At 53.5% G+C, this 22,904-nt stretch carries 30 protein-coding genes; 27 read left to right on the top strand and 3 right to left on the bottom strand.

The window, feature by feature from the left end:
- Positions 1 to 2: 2 nt before the first annotated feature.
- The 7 genes from OMP95_RS04935 to OMP95_RS04905 all read left to right on the top strand — a co-directional run bounded on the left by OMP95_RS04935 (position 3) and on the right by OMP95_RS04905 (position 4,612).
- Entirely contained in the window at positions 3 to 2,723 is a 2,721-nt protein-coding gene (locus tag OMP95_RS04935) for a toprim domain-containing protein (protein ID WP_266326563.1), read from the top strand.
- A 21-nt stretch (positions 2,724 to 2,744) separates the two neighbouring features.
- Positions 2,745 to 3,041: a hypothetical protein gene (locus OMP95_RS04930; protein ID WP_266326561.1), complete on the top strand. Its 297-nt coding sequence runs from the start codon at positions 2,745 to 2,747 to the stop codon at positions 3,039 to 3,041.
- Between the two features lie 74 nt (positions 3,042 to 3,115).
- Positions 3,116 to 3,301 carry a carbon storage regulator CsrA gene (csrA, locus tag OMP95_RS04925; protein WP_266326559.1) on the top strand — a complete coding sequence of 62 codons (186 nt, stop codon included), beginning with the start codon at positions 3,116 to 3,118 and terminating at the stop codon, positions 3,299 to 3,301.
- A 5-nt stretch (positions 3,302 to 3,306) separates the two neighbouring features.
- Positions 3,307 to 3,540 carry a hypothetical protein gene (locus OMP95_RS04920; protein WP_266326557.1) on the top strand — a complete coding sequence of 78 codons (234 nt, stop codon included), beginning with the start codon at positions 3,307 to 3,309 and terminating at the stop codon, positions 3,538 to 3,540.
- Positions 3,537 to 4,145, top strand: coding sequence for an HNH endonuclease signature motif containing protein (locus OMP95_RS04915; protein WP_266326555.1), 609 nt, complete (start codon positions 3,537 to 3,539; stop codon positions 4,143 to 4,145). The genes OMP95_RS04920 and OMP95_RS04915 overlap by 4 nt, the downstream gene beginning before the upstream one ends.
- Positions 4,142 to 4,372, top strand: a complete 231-nt coding sequence (locus OMP95_RS04910) for a hypothetical protein (protein ID WP_266326553.1) — start codon at positions 4,142 to 4,144, stop codon at positions 4,370 to 4,372. Before OMP95_RS04915 ends, OMP95_RS04910 begins: the two co-directional genes overlap by 4 nt.
- 3 nt (positions 4,373 to 4,375) lie before the next feature.
- Positions 4,376 to 4,612 (top strand): hypothetical protein, encoded by a 237-nt coding sequence (locus OMP95_RS04905; RefSeq protein ID WP_266326551.1) that lies wholly within the window; start codon positions 4,376 to 4,378, stop codon positions 4,610 to 4,612.
- A gap of 299 nt (positions 4,613 to 4,911) precedes the next feature.
- Here OMP95_RS04905 and OMP95_RS04900 read toward each other — a convergent pair whose 3' ends face one another.
- The 3 genes from OMP95_RS04900 to OMP95_RS04890 form a co-directional block, all read right to left on the bottom strand.
- Positions 4,912 to 5,178, bottom strand: a complete 267-nt coding sequence (locus OMP95_RS04900; RefSeq protein WP_266326549.1) for an ogr/Delta-like zinc finger family protein — start codon at positions 5,176 to 5,178, stop codon at positions 4,912 to 4,914.
- 120 nt (positions 5,179 to 5,298) lie between these two features.
- Positions 5,299 to 6,306, bottom strand: coding sequence for a phage portal protein (locus OMP95_RS04895; protein WP_266326547.1), 1,008 nt, complete (start codon positions 6,304 to 6,306; stop codon positions 5,299 to 5,301).
- 12 nt (positions 6,307 to 6,318) lie between these two features.
- Complete coding sequence (locus tag OMP95_RS04890) at positions 6,319 to 8,121, bottom strand: terminase large subunit domain-containing protein (protein WP_266326545.1); 1,803 nt, start codon at positions 8,119 to 8,121, stop codon at positions 6,319 to 6,321.
- Positions 8,122 to 8,314: 193 nt separating this feature from the next.
- On the opposite strand from OMP95_RS04890, the gene OMP95_RS04885 reads away from it, so the two are divergent.
- The 20 genes from OMP95_RS04885 to OMP95_RS04790 all read left to right on the top strand — a co-directional run bounded on the left by OMP95_RS04885 (position 8,315) and on the right by OMP95_RS04790 (position 22,845).
- The gene (locus OMP95_RS04885) at positions 8,315 to 9,229 is read left to right on the top strand and encodes a GPO family capsid scaffolding protein (protein ID WP_266326543.1); all 915 of its coding nucleotides are present in this window, start codon (positions 8,315 to 8,317) and stop codon (positions 9,227 to 9,229) included.
- 48 nt (positions 9,230 to 9,277) lie between these two features.
- Positions 9,278 to 10,300, top strand: a complete 1,023-nt coding sequence (locus OMP95_RS04880; RefSeq protein ID WP_266326541.1) for a phage major capsid protein, P2 family — start codon at positions 9,278 to 9,280, stop codon at positions 10,298 to 10,300.
- Positions 10,301 to 10,372: 72 nt separating this feature from the next.
- On the top strand, positions 10,373 to 11,230 hold the full coding sequence (gene gpM, locus OMP95_RS04875; RefSeq protein WP_266326539.1) for a phage terminase small subunit: 858 nt from the start codon (positions 10,373 to 10,375) through the stop codon (positions 11,228 to 11,230).
- A 24-nt stretch (positions 11,231 to 11,254) separates the two neighbouring features.
- Positions 11,255 to 11,449, top strand: a complete 195-nt coding sequence (locus OMP95_RS04870) for a hypothetical protein (protein WP_266326537.1) — start codon at positions 11,255 to 11,257, stop codon at positions 11,447 to 11,449.
- Between the two features lie 2 nt (positions 11,450 to 11,451).
- Positions 11,452 to 11,952, top strand: a complete 501-nt coding sequence (locus OMP95_RS04865; protein WP_266326535.1) for a head completion/stabilization protein — start codon at positions 11,452 to 11,454, stop codon at positions 11,950 to 11,952.
- Positions 11,953 to 12,411 (top strand): phage tail protein, encoded by a 459-nt coding sequence (locus tag OMP95_RS04860; RefSeq protein ID WP_266326533.1) that lies wholly within the window; start codon positions 11,953 to 11,955, stop codon positions 12,409 to 12,411.
- Positions 12,401 to 13,093 (top strand): phage virion morphogenesis protein, encoded by a 693-nt coding sequence (locus tag OMP95_RS04855; protein ID WP_266326531.1) that lies wholly within the window; start codon positions 12,401 to 12,403, stop codon positions 13,091 to 13,093. Before OMP95_RS04860 ends, OMP95_RS04855 begins: the two co-directional genes overlap by 11 nt.
- A complete protein-coding gene (locus OMP95_RS04850) occupies positions 13,080 to 14,201 on the top strand; it encodes a DUF2586 domain-containing protein (RefSeq protein WP_266326529.1) in 1,122 nt (373 codons plus the stop codon). The genes OMP95_RS04855 and OMP95_RS04850 overlap by 14 nt, the downstream gene beginning before the upstream one ends.
- A gap of 11 nt (positions 14,202 to 14,212) precedes the next feature.
- Positions 14,213 to 14,659 carry a phage protein gene (locus OMP95_RS04845; RefSeq protein WP_266326527.1) on the top strand — a complete coding sequence of 149 codons (447 nt, stop codon included), beginning with the start codon at positions 14,213 to 14,215 and terminating at the stop codon, positions 14,657 to 14,659.
- A 2-nt stretch (positions 14,660 to 14,661) separates the two neighbouring features.
- Complete coding sequence (locus tag OMP95_RS04840; protein WP_266326525.1) at positions 14,662 to 15,249, top strand: hypothetical protein; 588 nt, start codon at positions 14,662 to 14,664, stop codon at positions 15,247 to 15,249.
- Positions 15,246 to 15,725 (top strand): holin family protein, encoded by a 480-nt coding sequence (locus tag OMP95_RS04835; RefSeq protein ID WP_266326523.1) that lies wholly within the window; start codon positions 15,246 to 15,248, stop codon positions 15,723 to 15,725. The genes OMP95_RS04840 and OMP95_RS04835 overlap by 4 nt, the downstream gene beginning before the upstream one ends.
- Positions 15,726 to 15,728: 3 nt before the next feature.
- Positions 15,729 to 16,004 (top strand): hypothetical protein, encoded by a 276-nt coding sequence (locus OMP95_RS04830; RefSeq protein ID WP_266326521.1) that lies wholly within the window; start codon positions 15,729 to 15,731, stop codon positions 16,002 to 16,004.
- Positions 16,005 to 16,008: 4 nt separating this feature from the next.
- Positions 16,009 to 16,293 (top strand): putative phage tail assembly chaperone, encoded by a 285-nt coding sequence (locus OMP95_RS04825; protein WP_266326519.1) that lies wholly within the window; start codon positions 16,009 to 16,011, stop codon positions 16,291 to 16,293.
- Between the two features lie 23 nt (positions 16,294 to 16,316).
- On the top strand, positions 16,317 to 16,463 hold the full coding sequence (locus OMP95_RS04820) for a DUF6890 family protein (RefSeq protein ID WP_266326517.1): 147 nt from the start codon (positions 16,317 to 16,319) through the stop codon (positions 16,461 to 16,463).
- On the top strand, positions 16,463 to 18,322 hold the full coding sequence (locus OMP95_RS04815; RefSeq protein WP_266326515.1) for a phage tail tape measure protein: 1,860 nt from the start codon (positions 16,463 to 16,465) through the stop codon (positions 18,320 to 18,322). The genes OMP95_RS04820 and OMP95_RS04815 overlap by 1 nt, the downstream gene beginning before the upstream one ends.
- Positions 18,323 to 18,324: 2 nt before the next feature.
- Positions 18,325 to 18,654 carry a DUF2590 family protein gene (locus OMP95_RS04810; RefSeq protein WP_266326513.1) on the top strand — a complete coding sequence of 110 codons (330 nt, stop codon included), beginning with the start codon at positions 18,325 to 18,327 and terminating at the stop codon, positions 18,652 to 18,654.
- Positions 18,654 to 19,832, top strand: a complete 1,179-nt coding sequence (locus OMP95_RS04805; RefSeq protein ID WP_266326511.1) for a baseplate J/gp47 family protein — start codon at positions 18,654 to 18,656, stop codon at positions 19,830 to 19,832. The genes OMP95_RS04810 and OMP95_RS04805 overlap by 1 nt, the downstream gene beginning before the upstream one ends.
- Positions 19,832 to 20,356 (top strand): phage tail protein, encoded by a 525-nt coding sequence (locus OMP95_RS04800; protein WP_266326509.1) that lies wholly within the window; start codon positions 19,832 to 19,834, stop codon positions 20,354 to 20,356. The genes OMP95_RS04805 and OMP95_RS04800 overlap by 1 nt, the downstream gene beginning before the upstream one ends.
- On the top strand, positions 20,357 to 22,255 hold the full coding sequence (locus OMP95_RS04795; protein WP_266326507.1) for a phage tail protein: 1,899 nt from the start codon (positions 20,357 to 20,359) through the stop codon (positions 22,253 to 22,255).
- A gap of 8 nt (positions 22,256 to 22,263) precedes the next feature.
- Positions 22,264 to 22,845 (top strand): hypothetical protein, encoded by a 582-nt coding sequence (locus tag OMP95_RS04790; protein WP_266326505.1) that lies wholly within the window; start codon positions 22,264 to 22,266, stop codon positions 22,843 to 22,845.
- The last annotated feature ends 59 nt before the right edge of the window (positions 22,846 to 22,904 follow it).

Below are 22,904 nucleotides of genomic sequence, written 5' to 3'. Positions count from 1 at the left end.
ACATGCAGCAATACGATCTTAACCCTCAAATTATCGACCTGCTGAAAGCCGAATTTGAAATGAAGGAAGATGGCAAATATCTGCGCGGCCGCTGCCCGGATTGCCAGAAAAAGGAATTATGGACATGGGTGGATAAGCCCGGTCGGGTGCAATGTAACCGCGTCAACAATTGTGATTTCAGCGCCACCACAAAAGAACTGTTCCCCGAACTGTTTGAAAAACTGAACGACAAGTACAAGCCGACCGAGGCAAACCCCAACGCCACCGCTGATGCCTACATGGCCATGATCCGCGGCTTTGACCTGGCAGCGATTAAGGGCTGGTATGAGCAGGGCAGCTTCTGGCACCCGCAAGGTGATAAGGGCACCGCCACTGTGCGTTTTTTCCTGGATGAAGCCCACAACATCATGTGGGAGCGTTTAATCGAAGACGTGACCATCACCGAAGAAGACGGCGACCAGGAGCGCCGCAACAAAAACTTTAAAGGCTCATTCAAGGGGCTCTGGTGGCAGCCACCCCCGCTACAGATAGAAAAGGGCGACGAAATTCACTGGTGTGAAGGCATTATGGATGTCATCGCCATGAACCTGGCCGGTTACAAAGCAGTGGCCATCATGACGTCAGGCATGTTTCCGGAAAAACTGATCGAGAAATACCAGGGGCAAGACATCACCTGGGTGATCGCCCTGGACAACGACAAAGGCGGGCGCAAATTCATACATAAGCACGCCAATCGGCTGCGTGACCTGGGTGAAAAGGTAACCGCAGTGCTGACCAGTGCCGGCGAATCAAAAAAAGACTGGAACGACCTGCACAAGGCCGGCCGGCTGACCGAATCCAACATGGCCGAATACCGACACCTGGGCCGGTTGGAACTGGCGACCAGCTACCGCGAAAAAGCCCGACTGATCTACGAACACAAAACGCAGGATTATTTTATTTTCACCTTCCGCGATCGGACTTATGCCGCGAACATCAACCAGAACGACTATAAAAAAGGCCAGGCGGTTTACTGGTCCAGCAATGTCGGCCAGGACTATGACCACATGACCGAACAGCAACTGAAAGAAGTGCGGGAAAACGCCACGCCAGAACAGATCGATCAGGCCAATGATCACGCATTCAACCAAGCCGCCAAAATCCGCGAGATCGCCACCTTCACCATGCAGTTTCTGTATTTCCAGCAGCCGGATAATGGCGAGGACGGGCAATACTTTTTCCGTTTTCGTTTTGGCAACGGCTCTGACGAACAACAGCTGCCGTTCACCGGTAAAACGCTATCAACGGCCGGCGACTTCAAAAAAGCCGCCATGCACAAAGCACCAGGCGCGCAATTCGTCGGCAATCAGTTCGATATGGACCGCCTGTACCGCACCTGGATGGCCAACATCCCCAAGGTAGTGCGAACGCTGGACTATATCGGTTATGACAAAGACACCGCCGCCTACGTGTTCAATGACTACGCCGTGCAGGATGGCCGGATCATCGAACTCAACAACGAGTCATTTTTTCAGCTGAAAAAATCCGGCATCAAAACCGAAGTGGATATCAGGCAACGCCTGGAGCTGAGACACAACTCGAAAGCCTGGCTGGGTGACTTTATCACCGCATTCAGCGTCAAAGGCGTCGTGGCTCTTTCCTGGTGGTTTGGCTGCCTATTCGTTGAGCAGATCCGCAAGGATTATCGTTCGTATCCATTCTTTGAAGTGGTGGGCGAAGCCGGCAGCGGTAAATCAGACCTGGTCGACTTTCTCTGGAAGCTGTACGGCAAAGAAGGCGAATCATTCAACCCGAATTCCTCCACCCTGGCAGGCCGCACCCGCAAAATGGCCGAGGTCAGCAACCTGCCGGTGGTCTTCAACGAAACCGACAATGAACAGGCCGCCGATGATAAACATCTGAAGCGTTTTAACTGGGACGAACAAAAGGACCTGTTCGATGGTGAGTTCGGCCGGGTGACCGGCATCAAGTCCCAGGACAACAGCACCAAAAAGCCACGCTTTAAAGCCGGACTGATGATCGTGCAGAACATACCCGTGCAGGCATCCGAAGCCATCCTGAGCCGGGTCACCCACCTGAACTTTGACCGCAGCCACCATTCTATGGAAGGCAAATACGCCTCAGACCGGCTCAACATGCTGCCGTTAGCCGACTGCAGCGGCTTTCTTATTCATGCAGCCAAACAAGCCGACCGCGTCATGCAGCACTTCGACAAAAAGCTGGAGGTTTACAAAAAGCGGCTGCAGCAAAACAAAGCCATCAAGCTGCAGCGGATCGTAGAGAACCACGCCAAAATCATGGCCCTGACCGACTGCCTGAAAGGCGTGCTGCCGGACATTCCGGATGAAGTTATCAGCCAGGCCCATCAGCTGCTGGAAAATATGGCCGCCACGCGCCAGGAATCCCTTAACGAAGACCATCCGGTGGTGCAGCAGTTCTGGGCTCAGTTTGATTACCTGGACAGCTACACACGGGAATTACCAGAAGGCAGAAGCTTTGAAGAAATGCACCAGCTGAACCACAGCAACCAGCCGGAACAACTCATCGCCGTTCAGCTTGAACGTTTCCACCAGGTATGCCGAGAACGCAACCTGCCGACCATCGACCCAAAGGAACTGCGCCGGCACCTGCCGACCAGCCGCAAGCGGAAATACAAGCGTAACGAGGTCACCCATTCCAGGATAGAAAAACGCAGTGTGCGCTGCTGGATTTTTGAACGATAAACAACCAGAGAGGGGACACCAATGGCAAAACAAGTGACAGCCAGCATCAGACTTCACGATAACCGGCTTATCTCAGAAAAGAACATCGAGAAAATTTATGCCAGGCATAAACACGAGGTGAAGAATACCTACGACAAGAATGGGTTAGTCAAAGGCTATTTTGAAATACACAGAGTGAAGAAAGAACCCGAAGGCTACATTTTCCGTGAAGTCCGGTTTAACAGTGGTATTAACGGCCACCACAAAACATTACGCAGCCTGATTCTAAGCACACTAATCTGCCACGGCAGCCAGATTGACATATTTGTCGAGGACTAAATGATTTCGCCTGGCACTGCCAGGCAACCCCACCGGCCAGGGCCGGCTACCAACAACCAAAAGGAGAAACAACCATGCTGATACTTACCAGGAGAGTGGGTGAGAGCCTCATCATCGGCGACGACATAGTGGTGAATGTACTGGGTGTCAAAGGCAATCAAGTGCGGATCGGTATTGATGCACCCAAAGACGTTGCTGTTCACCGTGAAGAAATCTACGACCGGATCCAGGCTGGCGAAGACCGCTCAAACAAGGATTAAGCATCATGAAAAACAAAATAACTGATTTGAACGACCATCTTTTCGCACAGCTCGAGCGGTTAGGCGATGAAAGGCTGAAAGGAGATGACCTTAAAGCTGAGATTGACCGCGGTAAAGCAATTACGGGGATTGCTGACAAGGTAATAAGCAACGCCGGTTTGGCTCTGGAAGCGCACAAACTTCAGCTAGAGTATGGCAAAAATGCTCCTGATTTACCGAAAATGTTGGAGCATAAATGATGAAAAGAAGAGATCTACTTAACATCACTCCAGAAATGCATGTCTTCATTAAAGATCGCGCATCGATGCGCAGACAGCAACTGAAAGACGAGCTTAACAGAGAGTTTGGTGTATCACTGACATATGAACAGGTCAGAGGTTATTGCAAGCGCAACGGCATTATGACAGGCCGGGATGGTCGTTTTTATGACGGCCAGACTAGGCCGCCAGGTTCAGGTGCGAAGGGTCCAAACAAAACATCGTTTAAAAGAGGTCATAGACCACACAATTGGCAGCCGATAGGACATATGCGCTGTAGCCACGATGGTTACTGGCAGGTCAAGATAGAGGATACCGGATACACACCTAGTGATTACGAGTTTATGCATCGCCTGCTCTGGGAAAAGCATAACGGTCCGATCCCGCCCGGTCACAAAGTGATCTTTATCGATGGTAATCGGGACAACATCAAGATAGAGAATCTCGAGTTAGTTAGTAATGGCGAACTCGCCGTCATCAACAAGAGGTCGCTCAAAAGCGTGTCTCCGGAGCTTCGGCACACAGCCATATTTGTGGGTAAGTTGACGCACAGAATTGCCCGGCTAGGAACGGAATGTGAGCAATGAGCACCGGCATCGGCTACTGCATCACCTGTAAATATGAGAGCTGCCCGACACCAGGCGTGCAGAAAAAGGCAGGTGGAAACTGCTCATTCTGGACCGATGGCGAGTCACTGCCGGTGGTCGACGAGCATTGGCCGTGTCCGGATTGTGATGAAATTTTATTTATCGAGACAGCAGATCAGCATCGGTGCCCGGCAGCGGGTACCGGGCTGATTTGCGTTGGGGAATGAACTTTGATTGAACAAATGATAATTGCCGTCACCGGCGTGATTGCGATATTTCTCACCCAGTCATCAAACCCAAATATTCAGAAATACGCCTGCCTGGTGGGAGTTGTCGGGCAGCCGTTCTGGATGATGGCCACATACCAAAGCGGACAGTGGGGCATGTTTGTGCTGACGCTGTTTTATACGCTGGCGTGGTGTCGTGGCATTTACAACTTTTGGTTTAGACAAGTGAGGGGATGCTGAATGAAACCGCTCTTTGTCCCACTCATGAAGCAGTATTTTATCAAGTTCAAATCAGGTGGCCAGAACTGCGAGATCAGGCCCAATAATCACCGGGGCTGGAATGTAAAGAACGTGTACCCTGGCCGACTAATGACGCTTTCTAATGGGTACGGGAACCATGACAGATTAACGCTGGAAATTCGCAGCACTATGGTGACTCCGGATCTAGCAATGGAGGGGGTGCCGAAGTGGCACATTGATGCCGTTGAGGAAATTTACGGCCGGCGAAATAATTGGCTTATTGCTTACGTGTGACGCTATTAAGCGCTAAACAAATCAGCCTGCAACAAAGCCTGCCTTTCACTGATTGGCAGGCTTCTTAGTATTTGGGCCGCCATTTCCCTGGCATCGGTGATCGGCGGGTTGAGGGTGTGCGAGTAGCCCAGCCGCATCACAAAGGACATACCGCAGCCACCGGCTACGTTGGTGCATTGGCAATATAAATCTTTGCAGGTCGGGGACAGGCTATTGGTGGACGTGATGATGGCTTTACTCTGGCAGTTGGGATTCGGGCAATCAACGCGCATATTCAATCCTTTGTGGTTTGAGTAAGTATAACAAAAACAAAGGGTTAATAAACCAATTTGGCGCAAAATATTGACCACAAAAAACACCAGGCAGAGGCCAAAATACTGCCTGGTTATCGCTTACTGGTCGACCTTTTTCCAGTCCGGAATATCAAACCGAACCGCATTAGGCCCAAACACCTGGTTCATTTCCAGGAAGGGCTGCTGCATGGGCTCCACTTCCAATTCGTAATACACGCGCATGATTTTTTCGATATCGCCGAAGCCGCCGTTGCTATCAGGCAGGATCCCGGATAAGCCCGGCTGCATCCGGTGCATAGACAGAATTTCATCCCTGGTGATGTTTTTGATCCGTTCAAATTCATCCTTTGTGCCGATATCGCCCACCGGGATAATTTTGACCGGCTCTTTGGCGTTACTCCTGTCTATGTTCAGCATCATCGAGCGGAAGTTGCCAGGGCCTTTGGCGTCTCTTACTTTTTTCTCCAGAGCTTCAGCGTCCTTTTCAGTCAGACCGGCATCATTGGTGAGGAAGATGTAACCCATGTGTGCGCCGTTTTTGTAATACTTGCGCCGAAACAGGCCAGCATCTTCACTCAGTAGTACAGACTGGATTCCGCCCAGGTATTCCGGAATGCCGTAAATGCCTTGTCTGATATCAGGCTCCATTATCTGCAGCACCTCACCCGGCTTAAATTCGATTTCTGTACCGTCTGCCTGGATTTTAAAGAACACGCCTGGCTCCTTACCCACCCGCATCGATATCGCCGGCAGATAGCCAGCCCGAACAGGCCGCCCGAAGCCATTACGGAAAATTTGAACATAGCACTGGCCCAGTACGTGGTAGTCCATCGCCAGCCGTTGAAGCACGTTGTAGCTGACGATCGATGAAGGAATAAACCATTTCAGCACCATGTTCTTTTTGAAATGCAGAATGCTGTTGTGGTGAGGGTTAGCCGGCATCGTTTTGGTTAGTCCGGTGAGGCTGACCGGTGGCAGATAATAACGGCCGCTGAAGTCATCAAACACACCCAAGTATTCGGTCATGTTATTGCTTAATACCGGCTCTGGATCGCCAAAGGCAAAAGCGTGGGTTTTTGTAGTTGTGGCGGTCTGGTTCTCGCTCATATTGTCGTGTCCTTATAGTGAAACTCGGGTTTGGCGCCGTGGGGCGATATCTTCATAATTCAGCGCGTGCATGACTGACCAGGCGACATCCGCGTGGCCGGTGGTATTGGAACGGTTAGCGGCATAGGTGATCACGCCGCTGCCGGTGGTGGTTTTGGTGATCATCATGAAAGACTGGGTGATCACCTTGTCGCCGGCCGGATACTGCAGCCGGTCGTTTTCGATCACGTCGATGGCCTTGACCACCAATTCGGTTTTGCTATGTACGCTGTAGGTAATTGGGGTGGCACGTGGGAAAAACTGTTCAACCAGCTCAAATACGCCATGACCAATACCGGTCACATCGATGCCGATATGCTTGACGCTGTGCGAATCGTATATTTCCTTGATCCGATTAGCCTGGTATTGAAAGTTCTGCCCGGTGAAACTGACATGACGCAGCACCCGCCATTTTTCGCCGGGTGTCAGCGGGATAGCGAGAATCGCCAGCGTGGCATTGTCCCTGGTGCGTGATGGGTCATAACCCAAGGCCACCGGACGGTTGCCGAACGGCCGTGCAGCGTCCGGGTGATAGTCTGCCCAGGCATCAATGTCGATCATGCACTTCATCAGCTTTTTCAGGCTGAACACGCTGTGCGCATCATCGATGAATTTGCACATAAACAGGTTGGCAAAATCATCCTTGGTGTATTCGACCTGCAGTTCTTCAATATCGAACAGATCGCAACCCATGCTTTCCGCATCTTTGACCGTGACAATATGCCGCCAGATTTTGTCTGCCCCGAGCAGGCCGTTCATCAGTGCTTTGTGGCTGCTGTCGAATTCAACCTTTTTGTTGTCTGCAAAGCGGCTGTTGAACTTCTCGCCACTCCACATCGGGAACGCCTGGTGCGATTTGGCCGAAGGGGTGGAAAACAGCGTGCGCCGCCATTTTTTATGTGCGGCCATGCCGCTGGCCACTTTCCACAGCTTTTCAAAATCGGGGATCCAGAACACTTCATCCACGTAAAGGTGGCCGTGATAGGACTGGGCCGTGCGGCTATTGGTGGACAGGAAACGAATCTCGGCACCATTGGACAGAATGATCGCGCCATGGCCTTTGAGTTCCACATCAAAGTGTTCCTTGGCGATCGCGATGATGTACGCCTTAAACACTTCGGCCTGGTCCCGCGAGGCCGACAGGAATATCTGGTTATCACCGGTCAGCACCGCATCTTCAAAAGCTTCATAGGCGAAGTAATAAGTGGCGCCAATCTGCCGGGATTTCAGAATGAAACGAGTGCGCTGGCTTTTCTGTTCGTGCCACAGCAGTTGATATTCAAAGAAATGAGACTGGCGGAACTCGTCCAGCTGTTCCTGGGTGATGCCTGAAATATCGTTTTTGGGTGGACGGCCGCGCTTGCGCTTTTGGTTTGGCTTTTTATCGTTAGCCTGTTTCAGGTCCCGCTCAGTCGGGGCACTGTCCAGTAATTCAGGCGGAATATAGTTGCCCTTGCTGATGGCCGTGGCCTGTGACTGCAGCAGATTCGCCTTAGCCAGGTTTACCCGTAAATCACCCAGCACCGTGCCCAGCGCCGTGAGTTCCTTTAGTTCAGCATCGGTTTTGTTTTCTTTCTCGATCAGTGCATTGAAACGGCGGCTGATACCTTGCTCCACCGTATCGGGTGCGGCAAAGGCTTCCCACTGCTCGGCATCACGCCAGTTATACAGCGTGCGCTCAGTCACGCCGGTTTCTTTGCCGATCTCCGGGATGGTCCAGCCTTTGATAAACAGCTTTTTGGCTGTCTCTTTGATCTCTGCGGTGTACTTAGCCATAAGAGTCCATGATTTCGTCACCTTATTTTAGGTGTACAAAAATCACAGATAACCCTATCTGATGCCGCATTTTTCCTAGCTTTGCGATATAGGAATTGAGCGAAAGAGAAAGCGTTGAACAGCACTGTTACAACACCTAATATTTTCACCAACACGCAACGAAAAACCAAAAAACAGGTGACCAGGTGACACGATGCCAGCAAAACTGAAAACTGAATGGAAACGAATCGGACGCAGTGGCCCCACGGTCGATGGCCGCACTATCGAAGCTCAATGGCTGACCGAAGCGGCAGACAGCTATGACAAAGAACTCTATACCGCGCTGCTGTGGCCTGAGCACGAGCGCTGGTACAACATGGGCACCATTGAAGAACTGCGCGCCGAGCAAAACGATGAAGGCGGCGTGGATCTCTATGCCCTGATCGCCCCCAACGATTTTTATCTGAGGGCAAACAAGGAAGGACAGAAGCTGTTTACCAGCATGGAGCTTCGACCCAACTTCCGAGACACCGAAAAACACTACCTGACCGGCTGTGCCGCTACAGATAGCCCGGCTTCGGCTGCAACTTCCGAGATTCGTTTCAGCAAATCAAAAGCAGATGACCTTCTGCTGGCTCAGCACATCGAAGCCACAACGCACCATTTCAATGACGACGACCAGCCGCCCGGTTGGTTCAAGCGTTTTTTTTCTCAATCTGACAAATCCAACGAGGGCGATATGGATAAAAAAACTGCGGAACAGCTGAATTCCAGCATCACTGCTTTAAACCAGTTATTCAGCCAGCTGCTGAACACCGAAGGCGATGGCAAGGACAAGCCAAACGCAAAAGACAAGGAACCGGCGAGCGACAGCGAAACCGTGACCGCCGAGCAATTTTCCGAGCTGCAACAACAAGTCACCGGCCTGCAAGCAGCGGTTGAAAAATTCACTGCCGGCAACGGTAAGGAAGCGCCAAAAAACGAAGACGGTGAACAGCAAAACTACGGTGACCTGAAAGCATCGATTGAAGCGCTCACTAAAAAGGTGAATGACGCGCTGCAGGAACAGCCCGGCACTGATGGTGGCGGTCACGAAGGCGAGAAATTCTCTGCTGATTCTTACATTTAAGCCACGGCGGCTTCTCTTAACCAGTCATAGCAATCTAAGGAGACTGAAATGAATTTGAGTCCACAAGGCCGTCAGGCTTTAGACCAGCATTTTGCACAAACGGCCCGCGCATTCGATGTCACGGCGCACCCGCCCTCAGTGGGCAATACCTATAGCGCTACACCATCTGTGGCACAGACCATCGTCAACAAGATGATCGAAGAAGCGGATCCATTCCTGCAGCTGATTAACGGCATGATCCCGGTCAGCGAAATCAAAGGCGAAAAAGTCGGCATGCTGCTGACAGGTCGTGTTGCTTCACGCACTGACACATCAAGCGGTGAACGTACTCCCAAGCGCCTGGCAGATACCGATGCCAACGGTTACGAGTGCCGCAAAACCGAATTCGACGTGGCATTGAGCTACGCCATGATCGATATGTGGGCTAAGTTCCCCGACTTTGCTGCCCGCTATATGCAGGCGGTCCGAAAAGCGGAAGCCGTCGATTTGCTGACAATGGGCTGGCGCGGCACCCACGTGGCAACTGAATCAGACATCGTCACGTATCCGGATCTGGAAGACATGGCCATTGGTTGGTTACAACAAATGCGAGTCTGGGATGGTGGCAGCCAGTATCTGCAAGGTTCAGCCGGCTCTATCACCCTGGGCGGTGCCGACTTCCCGAACCTGGATGTATTGGCACATGAAACCAAGCTGCTGCTGCCGAAGAAACATCGCAACCGTAACGACCTGGTGTTGCTGGTTGGCGGTGATGTGATGAACGCCCAGGAAGGCGCTTATTACGAAACCAACGGCGGCACACCTACGGAAAAAGCCATGATGTCAGGCCGCATTACCAAAGCCTACGGCAACATGCCGAGCATCTCCGCGCCGTTCTTCCCGGATGGCAGCGTGGCTGTGACGCCGCTGAAAAACCTCTCCATCTACTATCAGGATTCGTCTCTGCGCCGCACCCAAAAGGACAAGCCAGAGAAAGACGAAGTGCAGGAATTCAAGTCGGTCAACATCGATTACATCATCGAAGATAAAGAGATGATGTCGTTTGTTGAAGGCATCGAGTTCCCAGCTTAATACCACACCCTGAAGCCAACTGACGTCCGTCCGTGATGGGGGAGCCCATCACGGAGGGACAGGGGAAAGATGATGAGTAAATTCCAAAGAATTAAAGATGCCCAAATTGCCGAGGCTGAAAAAGCCGGCCTGGACAATCCGTATGAATCCGGTGAATTGTCCCGGCGCCAACGACCAGAGCGTGTCAGCAAGCTGAAGCAACTGCAGCAGCTGCCACCCGGTGCGATTAGTTATGACCCTGCATCGGCTGCCGGCGACACAACAGTCACGTCATTGGCAACCGACAATGGCACGGGCCAAGTGCTGGTAGTCGGTGATCCGGCCTCCATCCGTATGTTCGACCAGTTGAAAGCCGCAATGGAAACCGACCTGCAGCGGCTCAAAACCAAGCACACGATGGAAGAAAAGGCCGAGCTGAAACTCGAGCTGCTGCCGAATTACCAGGGCTTCGTGGACGATTACATGGCCAATGGCCACAACTACCCCAACAGCATCGCGGTATGGGTGCTGATCTGGCTGCTGGATGTGGGCGACATCGAGAAAGCCCTGGATCTGGGCTTTTATCTGATACGCACGCCCAAGCAGGACACACCGGCAAACTTCGGCCGCGCCGACTTGCCCACCATTATCTGCGATGCCGTTTATGACTGGGCCAGCGCCGAGCTGAAAGCCGGCCGCAGCGCCAGCCCATACCTGGACCAGGTGGTGGCGGTGATGCTGGACGAAAACTGGCAGCTATCACCACCGGTGGCCAGCAAGATGCCGGCCATGTTGGCCAAGCATGAATTTGCCAAGGAAAACTTTGAAAACACCGTGCATTGGTGCGAGGTGGCAGAACGGCTTAACCCGGAAGGTCACGGCACCAAAACCATGAAAAAAGAAGCATTGAAGAAAGCCTTGGCCAAAGCCCAGGCCGAGGGTGAAAAGTAGTTTTTATGTCCATGGATGGACGGTATGCAAAAAATGCAGGAGCAATTTTTTGTCAGCTTCATAAAGGGCTCCACCTGCCGGGGCAGGGCAAAAGCGGTGCAAATTGTTGGTTGTTCGATTTGTTTCCGTGTTTTGTCCCGGCACCTTTTATATCCACGGATGGATGGTATGCAAAAAATGCAGGACGCAATTTTTTGTTTTTCAACATGGGATGAATAAGCATGAGTTTGACCGGTAAAACATCACAGACCACGCAAACCACGATTGAAAACGATGGCTTCTGGCCGGCGCTTTCGATTGGTGACTTGCTGGGTAAATACCGGATCCCGTCTGAGTATGCCGACAGCACCGTGGAAACCGGGCTGATCCTGGGCATGATTCGCACCAACGAAGCCCTGGAACGGGTGAAAGCCGTGGTCCAGGAACAGGGGCATGACACATTTAACGATTATCTGACAGCCAACAGCCTGCCAGTGGGCGGCAGTGAACTGCTGCTGATTCATTATCAGCACGCGGTGAACAGCCGGGCCAAAGCGCACCTGCTGCAGGACTTTAAAACCATCAACCGGCGAGAGATTGCCGAGAACGAAGCCAAGGAAAGCGAGCAAACGGAAAAATTCTGGCTGGATGAGTCTGCCAAATCGGTGGCCAGCATCCTGCGCCATTTCTTTCCTGATGAAACCTTCACAGACAGCGCAAACCTGCGCGTGGAGTTGCTTTAAATGATCAAGCTGGCAGCCTTGCGCGCCTTCCTGGTCGAACTGGACCTGGTTGCCGTGGAGAACATCGACAGCTGGGCAGAAAATATTCGCTTTGAAGGCGTCTGCAAAGACCTGGGGAACGGCATGGTGCTGTTTCGTCAGCAATATGACGCGGTGATCTCGATCGAGCGTTTCCCGCATACCCGGCACCCGGTGGAACTGTTGTTTGGTCAGCTTTGCGCCTGGCTGATTGATAACGATGCCGAGCGCGAAGACCAGGGCGTGGACCAGCCAACGGTCGACGCTGACATTTTGGACAACCACACCGCTGATCTGGATATCACGATCCCCTTTATCGAAGACGTGGAAGTGGTGCCGGATGAGAACGGCCTGATCAGCATCAACGGCCAGAAATACATGCTGGCCAATGTTGAGATCGATTATGCCGAACAGGGCGAGGTGAAAACCGATGGCGACTGATGCGGTAAAGGTCAACGTGATCGGCATGTTGCCACTGAAACGGCAAATGGAGCTGATGAAGATGCCGCAATCACTGCGCCGGCGTCTGCTGTACCGGGTAGCCAAAAAGGTGATCAGCGACAGCAAACAGCGGGTGCGGCAGCAGCGTGACCTGACCGGTCGACCTTTTGAGACAAGAAAGCGCAAGCGCAAAGGCGGCCGCAAGATGCTGCTAAAACTGGGCAGGGAACTGAAAGTGGTGAACAACAGCAGTATGGAAGCCCTGATCGGCTTCTCGCGCCGGTCATCGGCCCGAATTGCAGCAAAACACCAGTATGGCCACACCGAAACGATGACAGCGGCAAAGATGAGCCGAAGCGGCGCCGGAGGCCACTACGACAAACCGGCCACACGAAAACAGGCCATTGCTCTGCGCGAGGCCGGTTTTACGATTAAAAAGGCCAACGGCAAGGGCACCAAAGCACCGCCACTGAAATGGGTGCAGAACAACTTAACGATTGGCCAGGCTGGCTTTGCCCTGAAACAGCTGCGGATATGGTCTGGCGAGAAGATCAAAAGCAGCTGGGTGACAGAACTGCCGGCCCGGTCATTTCTAGGGGCGACCGCTGCGGAGATATCGCAGCACATTGATGCGATTTTTAACCAAATGACACAGGAGATTAAACGCCGTGGCTATACCTAAGATTAGTGTATTAGCGCTGAACCTGGCGCAGGGCAAGTTCCCGGAGGTTGAGAAATACTTTCTCTTTATCGGGGAAGGTGCGACCAACACCGACACCATTTTGTATTTGAACACTGACAGCGACCTGGACGCCGAACTGGGCGAAGCCGACAGCGAGATTAAACGCCAGGTGGAAGCGGCGAAACTCAACGCTGGCCAGAACTGGGCGGCAGCGGTCATTCCGGTGGCTGATGGCAGCTTATGGGATGCAGCGGTGGACATGGCCATGAATGAGGACGTGCGAGTGGAAGCCATCGTGATCTGCACGCCTGTCGCAGCCCAGGCCGATCTGACCGCCATGCAGGCCAAAGCGGTGGAAATTAATGCCGAATATGGCCGGCGCGTGTTCTTTATCGCTGCCGCTGCCGGCATCGATGCCGGCCTGCAAACCTGGTCTGACTACATCACCGCGCTGAATGACTTAACCGATGGCGCCAGCGCTTTCAGAGTGTCGGTGGTGCCGTACATTTACGACAACGCCGTGGGCATCTATGCCGGCCGCCTGTGCAATGACCAGGTGAGCGTGGCAGACACCCCCATGCGGGTGGAAACCGGCCCATTGATTGGTGTGGATCAGACCATGCTGCCAGTGGACAGTGCCGGCGTTCGTTATTCCAACGCCCACGCCAAAGCCCTGAACGATCAGCGTTTCTCGGTACCGGTGACTTTTGCCGATTATCCGGGTGTGTTCTGGTCCGATGGTCAGACCCTGGATGCGCCTGCCGGCGACTACCAGGTGATCGAAAACCTGCGGGTGGTGGATATGGCTGCCCGTCGTGTTCGCCTGGTGCTGATCAGCCTGCTGGGTAACCGCCGTTTTAACAGCACACCGGTGGGCACTGCCTGGGCCACCAACAAGCTGATGCGCCCATTGCGTGAAATGAGCCGCAGCACCGTGTTTCAGGGTATTCCGTTCCCGGCTGAACTCAAGCCGCCACAGGATGGCGACATTGTGATCACCTGGATCACCCGCACCGAGGTCGAGATATTCATGAAGGCCCGGCCGTTTGAAATTCCAAAAGAGATCACAGCCAACATCGTGCTGGATCTCGAAATGCCGACTGTATAGGAGACTGAACCGTGAAGAATTTATCAGGCCAAAACTTCGACATCATGGCGGGTGACACCCTGATCCATGTTGAAGCCATGACCGCCTCGATCACCGATAACAGCAAGGCGGTGATGTCGCGTGGTGTGCCCAATGGCTGGGTTGACGGTGACGCTGCCTGCAGCGGTGAAATGGAACTGGACAGCCGCAACTTTAACCTGCTGGTCGATGCTGCAAAAGCGGCCGGCAGCTGGCGCGGTCTTGAACCGTTCGACATTGTTACCACCGGCAAGGCACTGGACCAGGAACAAAAGGTCGAGCTGTTTGGCTGCAAGGTCAAAGTGTCGGATCTGCTGGATATCGATCCCAACGGCGGTGAAAAGACCAAGCACAAAGTGCCGTTTGAAGTCACCAGCCCGGACTTTGTCCGGATCAATGGTGTGCCGTACCTGAGCGAAGACGATACGCGGGATCTGTAGCCATGCAGTTCACGGCCAAAACCCTCACTGACGCACTGAAACGGCTTGATTACCCGGTATTTAAGGGTGATTACAACCTGAACCTGGTCGGCATTCGCAGCAAAGACACGGATGCCAACAGCTTCAACGATTGCCTGGTGGTGCTGTACGAGCTGGATCGCAAGCAGGTGATGCATGTATTTCCAATGACTGCTGACCCGGGCCTGTATTACCGCGAAAACCCGTTAAGCGTCGACGGCACGGCCGTGCTGGTGCCTGGCCATTACCGTTCTTGCTGGCAACTGGGCGCACACCAGGGCAAGTACAAAGCCCTGGTGCAGCGTGGCCCGATGAGCGTGTACCGGGACGCCAACAGCGATCAACACATCGATGCCGATGCAGACACCATTCAAAACGGCCTGTTTGGCATCAATTTGCACCGGGCCAGTGCCAACACTTCATCGTTACGGGTGGATCGCTGGTCTGCAGGCTGCCAGGTGCTGGCCAGCCCGGAAGATTTCGACCTGGTGATGGCCCTGGCCAACAAATCAGCGGTGACCTATGGCCGCCGCTTTTCTTACACCTTGCTGGAAGAAGGGGATCTGGAATGAGCCTAGTTAGCAAAATCGGCAGCATTTTCACCGGTGGCCTGGTGGAAGGCATTGGCGAAGTGGCCGATCGCTTTATCACCACGGACAGCGAGAAAAAGCAGTTTCAGCTGCAAGTGCAGGAACTGGTTAACCAACGCCAGGCAACGGCCGAAGCATCGATGCAGGCTGAACTGCAGGCCAAGGAAAGGATCATTGTGGCCGAAATGAACCAGGGCGACACCTATACCAAACGGGCGCGCCCGACCGTGGTGTATGCCGGCCTGGCCATTATTGCCTTCAATTATTGCCTGGTGCCGGCCATGCAAAGCCTGGGCGGTTCCGAACTGCAGCCCTTTGTGCTGCCGTTTGAATTTTGGGCGGCCTGGGGTGGTTGTGTCGGGATCTGGACGATTGGCCGCACTGCTGAAAAGCGTGGCGCCAGCAATAAAACCACCCGGCTGGTAACTGGGCGCGAGCAAAAGAGCCTGTTTGATTAAGTCATGGAGATACACGCAGTGGATGAAGTCTGCAACAAACGGATCCGGGAATTAGAGATCGCAAGGGTGATGCATGAATCCCAACTGGGCACCCACGAAAAGGCGTTGGGCACTCACGAAAAAGCCTTGACAACGCAAGGGCTGGCGATTGACAAGATTGCCGGCCTGATATCTCAGATCCGCTGGTTAGCGACTGGTGCCCTGGGGTATTACGTCTTGTCCACTATGGGGCTGACCGACTTTTTAAAAACCTTTTTTAAATTGCTAATAGGAGCATAAACACATGAGCCAACAAACAACCGTCACCATCGGCGAGCAGGATTTCGACTTTTCGATCGGGGTGGATGACTACAACCGTTATATCAACGAGCAGATGCCCAACGACAAAGTGGCACCGGCTTTTAATTTCTTAATGCGAACGGTTGCCGAGAAACAAAAAGATGCCTTCAAAAAGGTGGTTTTGGTCGATGGCAAACCCAACGGGTTCCTGGTCATGCAGGTGGCCCAGGAATTGGTGGTTGATTACACCGGTGGCGTGAAGGTGTCACTAAAAAAGCCGAAAGGATAGCGGCCAATATCAAAGATAACGGGGTGCACCAGGTGATCTGCCTGGTGCGCCATTGGCTGCCGGGGCAGCCGGTCAACGAACAAACAATGGGCGAAGCGATATATATGGAAAATCGCTACTGGGAACAAATGCGGGACGCGATAGCTTCAGGAATCAATAAGGCACTGTAATGGCCACAGCAATGCAAAACCTGGATTTTATGATCTCACTGATCGACCGCGTAAGCGGCCCGGCCGGCAAGATCATGAAAACAATGGATACGGTGACGACCAACGTGCAGGCCGGTTACCGCCAGATTGGTTATGGCGCGGCCGGCATGGTCGGCGCCAGTTTTGCCCTGGACCGCTTTCTGCAACCTGCCAAGGCAATGGATCGCGCCCTGGGTGAAGTGGCCAGCCTGGGTGTGGCCAACGATGTGCTGACCGACTTAACCAAAACATCATTGCGATTTTCTACCCAGTACGGCGAATCAGCCGACGAATTTGTGCGCAGTTCCTACGATATTCAATCGGCCATTGCCGGGTTGCAGGGTAAAGAGCTGGCCAAGTTCACCGAGGCCAGCGCAGTGCTGGCCAAGGGCACCAAGGCCCAGACCAGCACCATCACCAGCTACATGGGCACCATGTACGGCATTTTTAAGCAAAACGCCGACCAGATGGGTAAAGGCGAGTGGGTGCAAATGCTGGCCGGACAAACCGCTGCAGCAGTTCAGATTTTCAAAACCACTGGTAGCCAAATGTCGGAGGCATTTAGCCGGATAGGGGCCGAAGCCCAAAGCCACGGCGTGGCCATGAATGAACAGATCGCGGTATTGGGCAGCCTGCAGGCGACCATGACCGGCAGCGAAGCCGGCACCAAGTACAAAGCCTTTCTGGCCGGTGTCGGCAAGGCCCAGGAAACGCTGGGCCTGCAATTCACTGACAGCCAGGGCCGCATGCTGCCGATGGTGCAGATCCTGGACAAAATACAGGGCAAGTTCGGCGAGATCGACACGGTGGCCGAATCGGACATGCTGCAGAAAGCGTTTGGCACCAAGGAAGCCGTGGCCCTGGTAAAACTGCTATCAAGTGATATCACCGGGCTGAATAACAATATCAGCCAGATTGGCCAGCAAACCGGCATGGATAAAGCCATCAAAATGGCCGAAGCGATAACCGACCCGTGGGAAAAGGCCGGCGAACAAATGCGTGCCATTCAGACCGTGCTGGGTAAAGCACTCATGCCACAACTACTGCCATTCCTTAGCATGATGGGGGAAGGTGCCAACAAAATTCTGCGCTGGACTGAACTGTTTCCGAATCTCACCAAGTGGGTGGGAATTGGGATTCTAAGCATCATTGGTCTTGTCGCTGCAACTTCTGTTCTTTCATTAGTCATGGGCACGAGTAAGTTATTCATGGTTGCCTGGACTGTTTCACTTTTAGTGCTTAAAGGCGCGTTTGTGGCCACCAAGTTTTCACTTTTAACCATGATTCCGGCTGTGTGGGGATTCACCGCAGCCTTACTGGCAAACCCGATCACCTGGGTGGTGCTGGGCATCACCGCGCTGATCGCGGCCGTGGTGGCAGCGGTCGTTTACTGGGATGTATGGACCGGAAAGATCGTCGAGTGGACCAGCAGGTGGTGGGAGTTCATCGGCCTGTTTAGCCTTGTCGACGGTGTGCTGGCCGCCTGGGACAAGCTGCCGCAATGGTGGGCCAGTTTCAAAAACTGGCTGGGCACACTGGATCCGTTTTCTTTTATCGGCACCAGCCTGGACTGGCTGACAGACAAGATCGGCGGTTTTGCCGATTGGCTGGGGCTGGATCTCAATATTGGCGGCAATACGCCGGCACCACCCAAACCGGTGGCCGCGCCGGCTTCGATGCTGGCCAACAGCCAAAGCGCCCAGCAGGGCGGCGTGATTCAGCGCATCAACCAGGCGAACAATCAACGCAGCAGTCAAATGGGTGACGTGGTGGTGAATAACTACGGCCCAAGCGTCGATGGCAACAGCCTGATGGCCGATCTTGAATTCATGGGGGGCTGATTGTGGAAGATGCCAAATATATCGATCTGCTGTTCACCGATGACGACCTGACCCTGGACCCGGCCGGCGAACCCCAGCTGATTTTTGACCGTGATTGCATCACCCAAGACATTAAACACCTGGTGCGTGATTCGGGGCTAATGGTGGAACTGATTGGCCAGCGTGACAACGTGGCGGTGCAGGCCAACACCCAGGAGCTGGTGCTGATGATAGAAGAAGATGAACGCCTGGTGCCTGGCACCGTGAACATTACCCGCACGGACTCGCAGACCTTCTTTATCACGGCGACCACTTACGACTTTGGCGACATTTCGATCGAGGCGACCATTTAATGGAACAGGTAGATTTCAAAAAGATTGTGTCTGATGCCGGCATACCGACCACCGAGGACGCGCTGAAACAGGAATGGCGCGACCAGATGAGTGCTGCCGGCAGCAGTATCAACAATGATAATAAATACAGCCCTTTCTGGCGCACCATCAGCGCCCTGGTGACACAGCCGGTTTTGTGGCTGATTGACTTCCTGGTGGACACGGTGCTGCCTAATGCCTTTTTGAAAACCGCGAACCTGGACTGGGCGGTGGACCTGCTGGCCGATGCGGTGAACCTGACCAGAAAAGAGGAAACCAAGGCCAAGGGGCTGATCACCTTCACCCGTGACGACACCGGCACCGATGTGACCATCGAAGCCGGCACCGTGATCCAGACTGCGACCTTAAACGGCAATATTTACAAGCTGGTGACCACCGAGCAGAAAAGCTTTGACGCTGGCGCGCCCACGCTGGACGTGGCAGTGGAAGCCATTGAAGCCGGTGCCGCGTTTAACCTTGCAGCCGGTTATTATTCGATTTTGCCGGAACCGATTGCCAACATCATCGGGGTGACCAACGGCACCGACTGGCTGACCGAGCCCGGCGCTGACCGGGAAAGCAACAACGACCTGCGCAACCGTGCGCGGAACCAGTTTGGCACCGCATCCGATTTTCACACCGACAGCGTGTACCGGTCTTTGATCGCCCAGTTCCCAGGGGTGGCGGTCGATGCGATTTACTTCGAGCATAACGCGCCCAGGGGGCCAGGCACGGCCAATGCCTTTGTGCTGTTTGATTTCGCCGCGCCGGTCAATGATTACCTGGACGATATCAACGGCTACATCACCGACGAGGGCAACCACGGCCACGGCGACGATCTGCAGGTGTATCAGATGCCGGAGCAAACGATCAGCCTGGTGGCGACCGTGTGGCATGAACAAGGCATGACCGCTGCCGATATCACCGCGCTGCAGACCAAGATCACCGACTTTATCAACGCGGCATTTCGTGAGAACAGCGAGTATTCGCCCACGCTCACGCTGCCTTATTCCCGGTTCAGCTTTTCACGCCTGGCGCAGGAGCTGCACCGGGAGTTTGTCGAGATCCACAGCGTGGACTTTGACCTGGCCGACATTGTGACCGAGTTATGGATCCCGCGTTTGACCAGCTTAACCGTGACCCTGCAGGAGACTGAATAATGATCGATATCAAGCTGCCGTTTTGGCTAAGTGCCGATCAAACCCAAAAGCTGATCACAGCCGCGAAGGCTTACTGGGGCAACATCGAAACCTGGCTGCGCTGGCCGCTGGACCAGATGGACCCCTTAACCTGCACACCGGCGATTCTGGATGTGATCGCCTTTTCCCGCGATATCGAGCGCTTTACCGGCGAACCGCTGGACCTTTACCGCAAGCGGGTGAAATACGCGCTGATTAATGCCCAGGACGCCGGCAGCAAGGCCGGTTTTATCCGCATCTTTGAACGCCTGGGGATCGGCTACATTGAGATCGAAGAAAGGGTGGATCCGGTGGACTGGGACGTGATCCTGCTCAACCTGTCCGACTCACAGCTGGCCCAGAACCAGGAGCTGCTTGATCGCATTATTTACAAGTATGGCCGCACCTGCCGCCGCTACCAGCTGCAGATCATCACCCCGATCACGGTCAGCACGCCGGTGTTTTCCAATGGCTTTTCTTATCACTACGACACAGCAGGGCTTTAAATGGCATTTATAACGATTGAAGGCGAAAACAAGATCGCGCTGCAGCAGGGCAACAGCCAGCTGCTGAATATCACCCACTTTGTGCTGGCCAATATCGACGGACTGGGCGCCGAACCGGCCGACCGCATCGAAACGTTGCCGGATCCGGCCGATATCGTGGACACCCGACCGGTGACAAAGGCGGGTTATGTCAACGCCAATCAGGTGGTTTACTCGCTCACCCTGGACAGCACAATCGGGGATTACACCTTTAACTGGGTGGGCCTCAAGGATGAAGATGACGTATTGATCGCCGTGGTTTACCTGGCTGACCCCATCACCAAAACCGCCACTGATGGCGGCATTGAAGGCAACAACCTGGTGCGCAACTTCCTGGTGGCCTTTTCCGGCGCCCAGGCCACGACTGAGATCAATGCCCCGGCCGAAACCTGGCAGATCGACTTCACCACCCGGCTACTGCAGATCGATGAACGCGAACGCCTGAGCAATTTTGATATTTATGGCCATGATGCGTTTTTTGCCGGTGGCTTTGATGTGACGCTGAACAACGGCACCGTGTTCGACGTGTCTGCCGGTGTGGGTTATGTGGGCGGCATCCGCTGCGAATTCACCAATACCCAGCAAATTGACGTGGGCAGCCTGCCAAACGCGATCTGGGTGGATGCGAGCCTGCAGGGTGACTTAACCGGTCTGGATGCCGATGTGCAACTGGTGGCCAGCGATACCGCGCTGACCGATTACCAGGACGGAAACGGGATCGACCACTACGTGGCCAAGATTGCCGATATTAATGGCGGGGCCGAGGTAACCAACACTAAAAACCAGACCAAGTTGGACCAGGCCACCGAAACCGAACTGGGCCTGGTGGAACTGGCCAATAATGCCGAAGCACTTGCAGGCACGGATTTATTGCGTGCTATGACACCAAAGCGAGTGCGGGAAGCGTTTGAACAATTTGGGCTGGGCGCGACCGGCACGACCGGCAACACAAAAGGCAGCGCGGACTTCAACACCTTAACCACATCGGGCTTTTATTTCATTTCAGGAACACCAACGAATGGGCCTGCAGGAGTGAGTGGTGAAGGGCATTTAATCGTAAATGAGAACTTCAACGGCACAGCGGTGCATGTTGAACAGCGCTTTTTGCAATACAACAGCGATCGTGTGTTTTTCAGACGGATTACAAGTGGCACACCTGCCGATTGGCAGGAAATTTTTCATGATGGCCGTATTTCTGATCAGGCCACAGCAGAAACCGGCACTGATAACAGCAAGGTGATCACGCCGTTGCGTATGCAGCAGCATTTCAATAATCGCCTGGCCGGTTTTGATAAAGATGGCAAGCATGTGAAGTTTGATGGCGATCTAAACACTGTTTTGAATAACAGTGAGTATGTCTGCAACGCTTCTGAGTGCACTAACTTCCCGGTGGGATTCACAAACTGGGCTTTTCTAAAAACGTTTGTGCATCAGAATTCAGATTATGCACACCAGACGTTAAACAGCATGAACGCCAGTGAACCGAAAATGTTCATTAGACAGCGTAGAAGCCAGGTGTGGGGTGCCTGGGAAGAAGTTGCCACCACAGCAAATATGCCATCTCAAAAAACCTTAAACGGCTATCAGAAATTGATGAATGGATTGATCATCCAGTGGATGAATGGCACGGCTGCCAATGGTGATGTGATCAACTTCCCAATCACCTTCCCCAATGAATGCTTTGGGTTAACCGTGATGGATGGTGCTGCAGGAAACTCAACAGGCACGATGCATGTTTTGGCTTGGAACTCTAATTACGGGTTATTACCGGGATCTTTTCAGTTTCTTGGCAGAGATACATCTAATTCGACTCTGGGAAGTTCCCAGTCCGCATACACAATTTTTGCTATCGGTCATTGAGGTGATAAATGACAAAGTATTACAGCGCACAAGAAAATGGTTTTTTCGATAGCGATATTCACGGCGAAAACATGCCTGGTGATATTGTTGCTATCTCAGAAACTGAGTACAGCGAAATAATTGAAGGGCAATCTCTAGGCAAAATAATTTCTGCTGATTCTCAAGGGAAACCGATTTTGTCAGATCGACCTGTCCCTGAAGTTAATCTGCGCCGGCAATATGCCAAAAGCTATATTGATAACGCAGCCGGCAACGCCCGGCAGCGCTTTGTCAGCACCGGCCAGCTGATCGATATGGAATACAAGCTGGCACAGGAGCAAACCATTGCCTGGCGCGCAGCCGGCAGCCCAGCCGAGGATGTGCCACCGGCGATCAGTGACTGGGCAGCCGCTGCCGGCCTGACCGATGAAGAAGCGGCCGCAGACATTGAAGCCACGGCCGCAGCCTGGGAACAGGTGCTGATCACGGTGCGCCAGATCCGGCTGGCCGGCAAAGCGGCGGTGGATGCCGCCACCGATCAGGGCACCGCTGACGATATGGCCAACGTGGCCCAGCCTTACATTGATCAGTTGGATTCTTTAGCGCCATGACAAATTTAACGGGATTAAATTTGCACGCCGAAGGCGCCCGGCAGGGTGACGCACAGGGA

This window comes from Methylophaga sp. OBS4 (assembly GCF_026319305.1).
Lineage (GTDB): Bacteria > Pseudomonadota > Gammaproteobacteria > Nitrosococcales > Methylophagaceae > Methylophaga.
The sequence above is the reverse complement of the archived record's forward strand: the minus strand, read 5'-3'. Positions and strand labels throughout refer to the sequence as shown.

Coding starts and splice junctions, on each gene's coding strand:
- OMP95_RS04910 (WP_266326553.1), top strand. CDS start 4,142: ATGAGCACCGGCATCGGCTACTGCATCACCTGTAAATATGAGAGCTGC.
- OMP95_RS04885 (WP_266326543.1), top strand. CDS start 8,315: ATGCCAGCAAAACTGAAAACTGAATGGAAACGAATCGGACGCAGTGGC.
- OMP95_RS04915 (WP_266326555.1), top strand. CDS start 3,537: ATGATGAAAAGAAGAGATCTACTTAACATCACTCCAGAAATGCATGTC.
- OMP95_RS04865 (WP_266326535.1), top strand. CDS start 11,452: ATGAGTTTGACCGGTAAAACATCACAGACCACGCAAACCACGATTGAA.
- OMP95_RS04880 (WP_266326541.1), top strand. CDS start 9,278: ATGAATTTGAGTCCACAAGGCCGTCAGGCTTTAGACCAGCATTTTGCA.
- OMP95_RS04790 (WP_266326505.1), top strand. CDS start 22,264: ATGACAAAGTATTACAGCGCACAAGAAAATGGTTTTTTCGATAGCGAT.
- OMP95_RS04900 (WP_266326549.1), bottom strand. CDS start 5,178: ATGCGCGTTGATTGCCCGAATCCCAACTGCCAGAGTAAAGCCATCATC.
- OMP95_RS04920 (WP_266326557.1), top strand. CDS start 3,307: ATGAAAAACAAAATAACTGATTTGAACGACCATCTTTTCGCACAGCTC.
- OMP95_RS04825 (WP_266326519.1), top strand. CDS start 16,009: ATGAGCCAACAAACAACCGTCACCATCGGCGAGCAGGATTTCGACTTT.
- OMP95_RS04805 (WP_266326511.1), top strand. CDS start 18,654: ATGGAACAGGTAGATTTCAAAAAGATTGTGTCTGATGCCGGCATACCG.
- OMP95_RS04930 (WP_266326561.1), top strand. CDS start 2,745: ATGGCAAAACAAGTGACAGCCAGCATCAGACTTCACGATAACCGGCTT.
- OMP95_RS04830 (WP_266326521.1), top strand. CDS start 15,729: ATGGAGATACACGCAGTGGATGAAGTCTGCAACAAACGGATCCGGGAA.
- OMP95_RS04840 (WP_266326525.1), top strand. CDS start 14,662: ATGCAGTTCACGGCCAAAACCCTCACTGACGCACTGAAACGGCTTGAT.
- gpM (WP_266326539.1), top strand. CDS start 10,373: ATGAGTAAATTCCAAAGAATTAAAGATGCCCAAATTGCCGAGGCTGAA.
- OMP95_RS04860 (WP_266326533.1), top strand. CDS start 11,953: ATGATCAAGCTGGCAGCCTTGCGCGCCTTCCTGGTCGAACTGGACCTG.
- OMP95_RS04895 (WP_266326547.1), bottom strand. CDS start 6,306: ATGAGCGAGAACCAGACCGCCACAACTACAAAAACCCACGCTTTTGCC.
- OMP95_RS04870 (WP_266326537.1), top strand. CDS start 11,255: ATGCAAAAAATGCAGGAGCAATTTTTTGTCAGCTTCATAAAGGGCTCC.
- csrA (WP_266326559.1), top strand. CDS start 3,116: ATGCTGATACTTACCAGGAGAGTGGGTGAGAGCCTCATCATCGGCGAC.
- OMP95_RS04795 (WP_266326507.1), top strand. CDS start 20,357: ATGGCATTTATAACGATTGAAGGCGAAAACAAGATCGCGCTGCAGCAG.
- OMP95_RS04835 (WP_266326523.1), top strand. CDS start 15,246: ATGAGCCTAGTTAGCAAAATCGGCAGCATTTTCACCGGTGGCCTGGTG.
- OMP95_RS04815 (WP_266326515.1), top strand. CDS start 16,463: ATGGCCACAGCAATGCAAAACCTGGATTTTATGATCTCACTGATCGAC.
- OMP95_RS04890 (WP_266326545.1), bottom strand. CDS start 8,121: ATGGCTAAGTACACCGCAGAGATCAAAGAGACAGCCAAAAAGCTGTTT.
- OMP95_RS04935 (WP_266326563.1), top strand. CDS start 3: ATGCAGCAATACGATCTTAACCCTCAAATTATCGACCTGCTGAAAGCC.
- OMP95_RS04855 (WP_266326531.1), top strand. CDS start 12,401: ATGGCGACTGATGCGGTAAAGGTCAACGTGATCGGCATGTTGCCACTG.
- OMP95_RS04800 (WP_266326509.1), top strand. CDS start 19,832: ATGATCGATATCAAGCTGCCGTTTTGGCTAAGTGCCGATCAAACCCAA.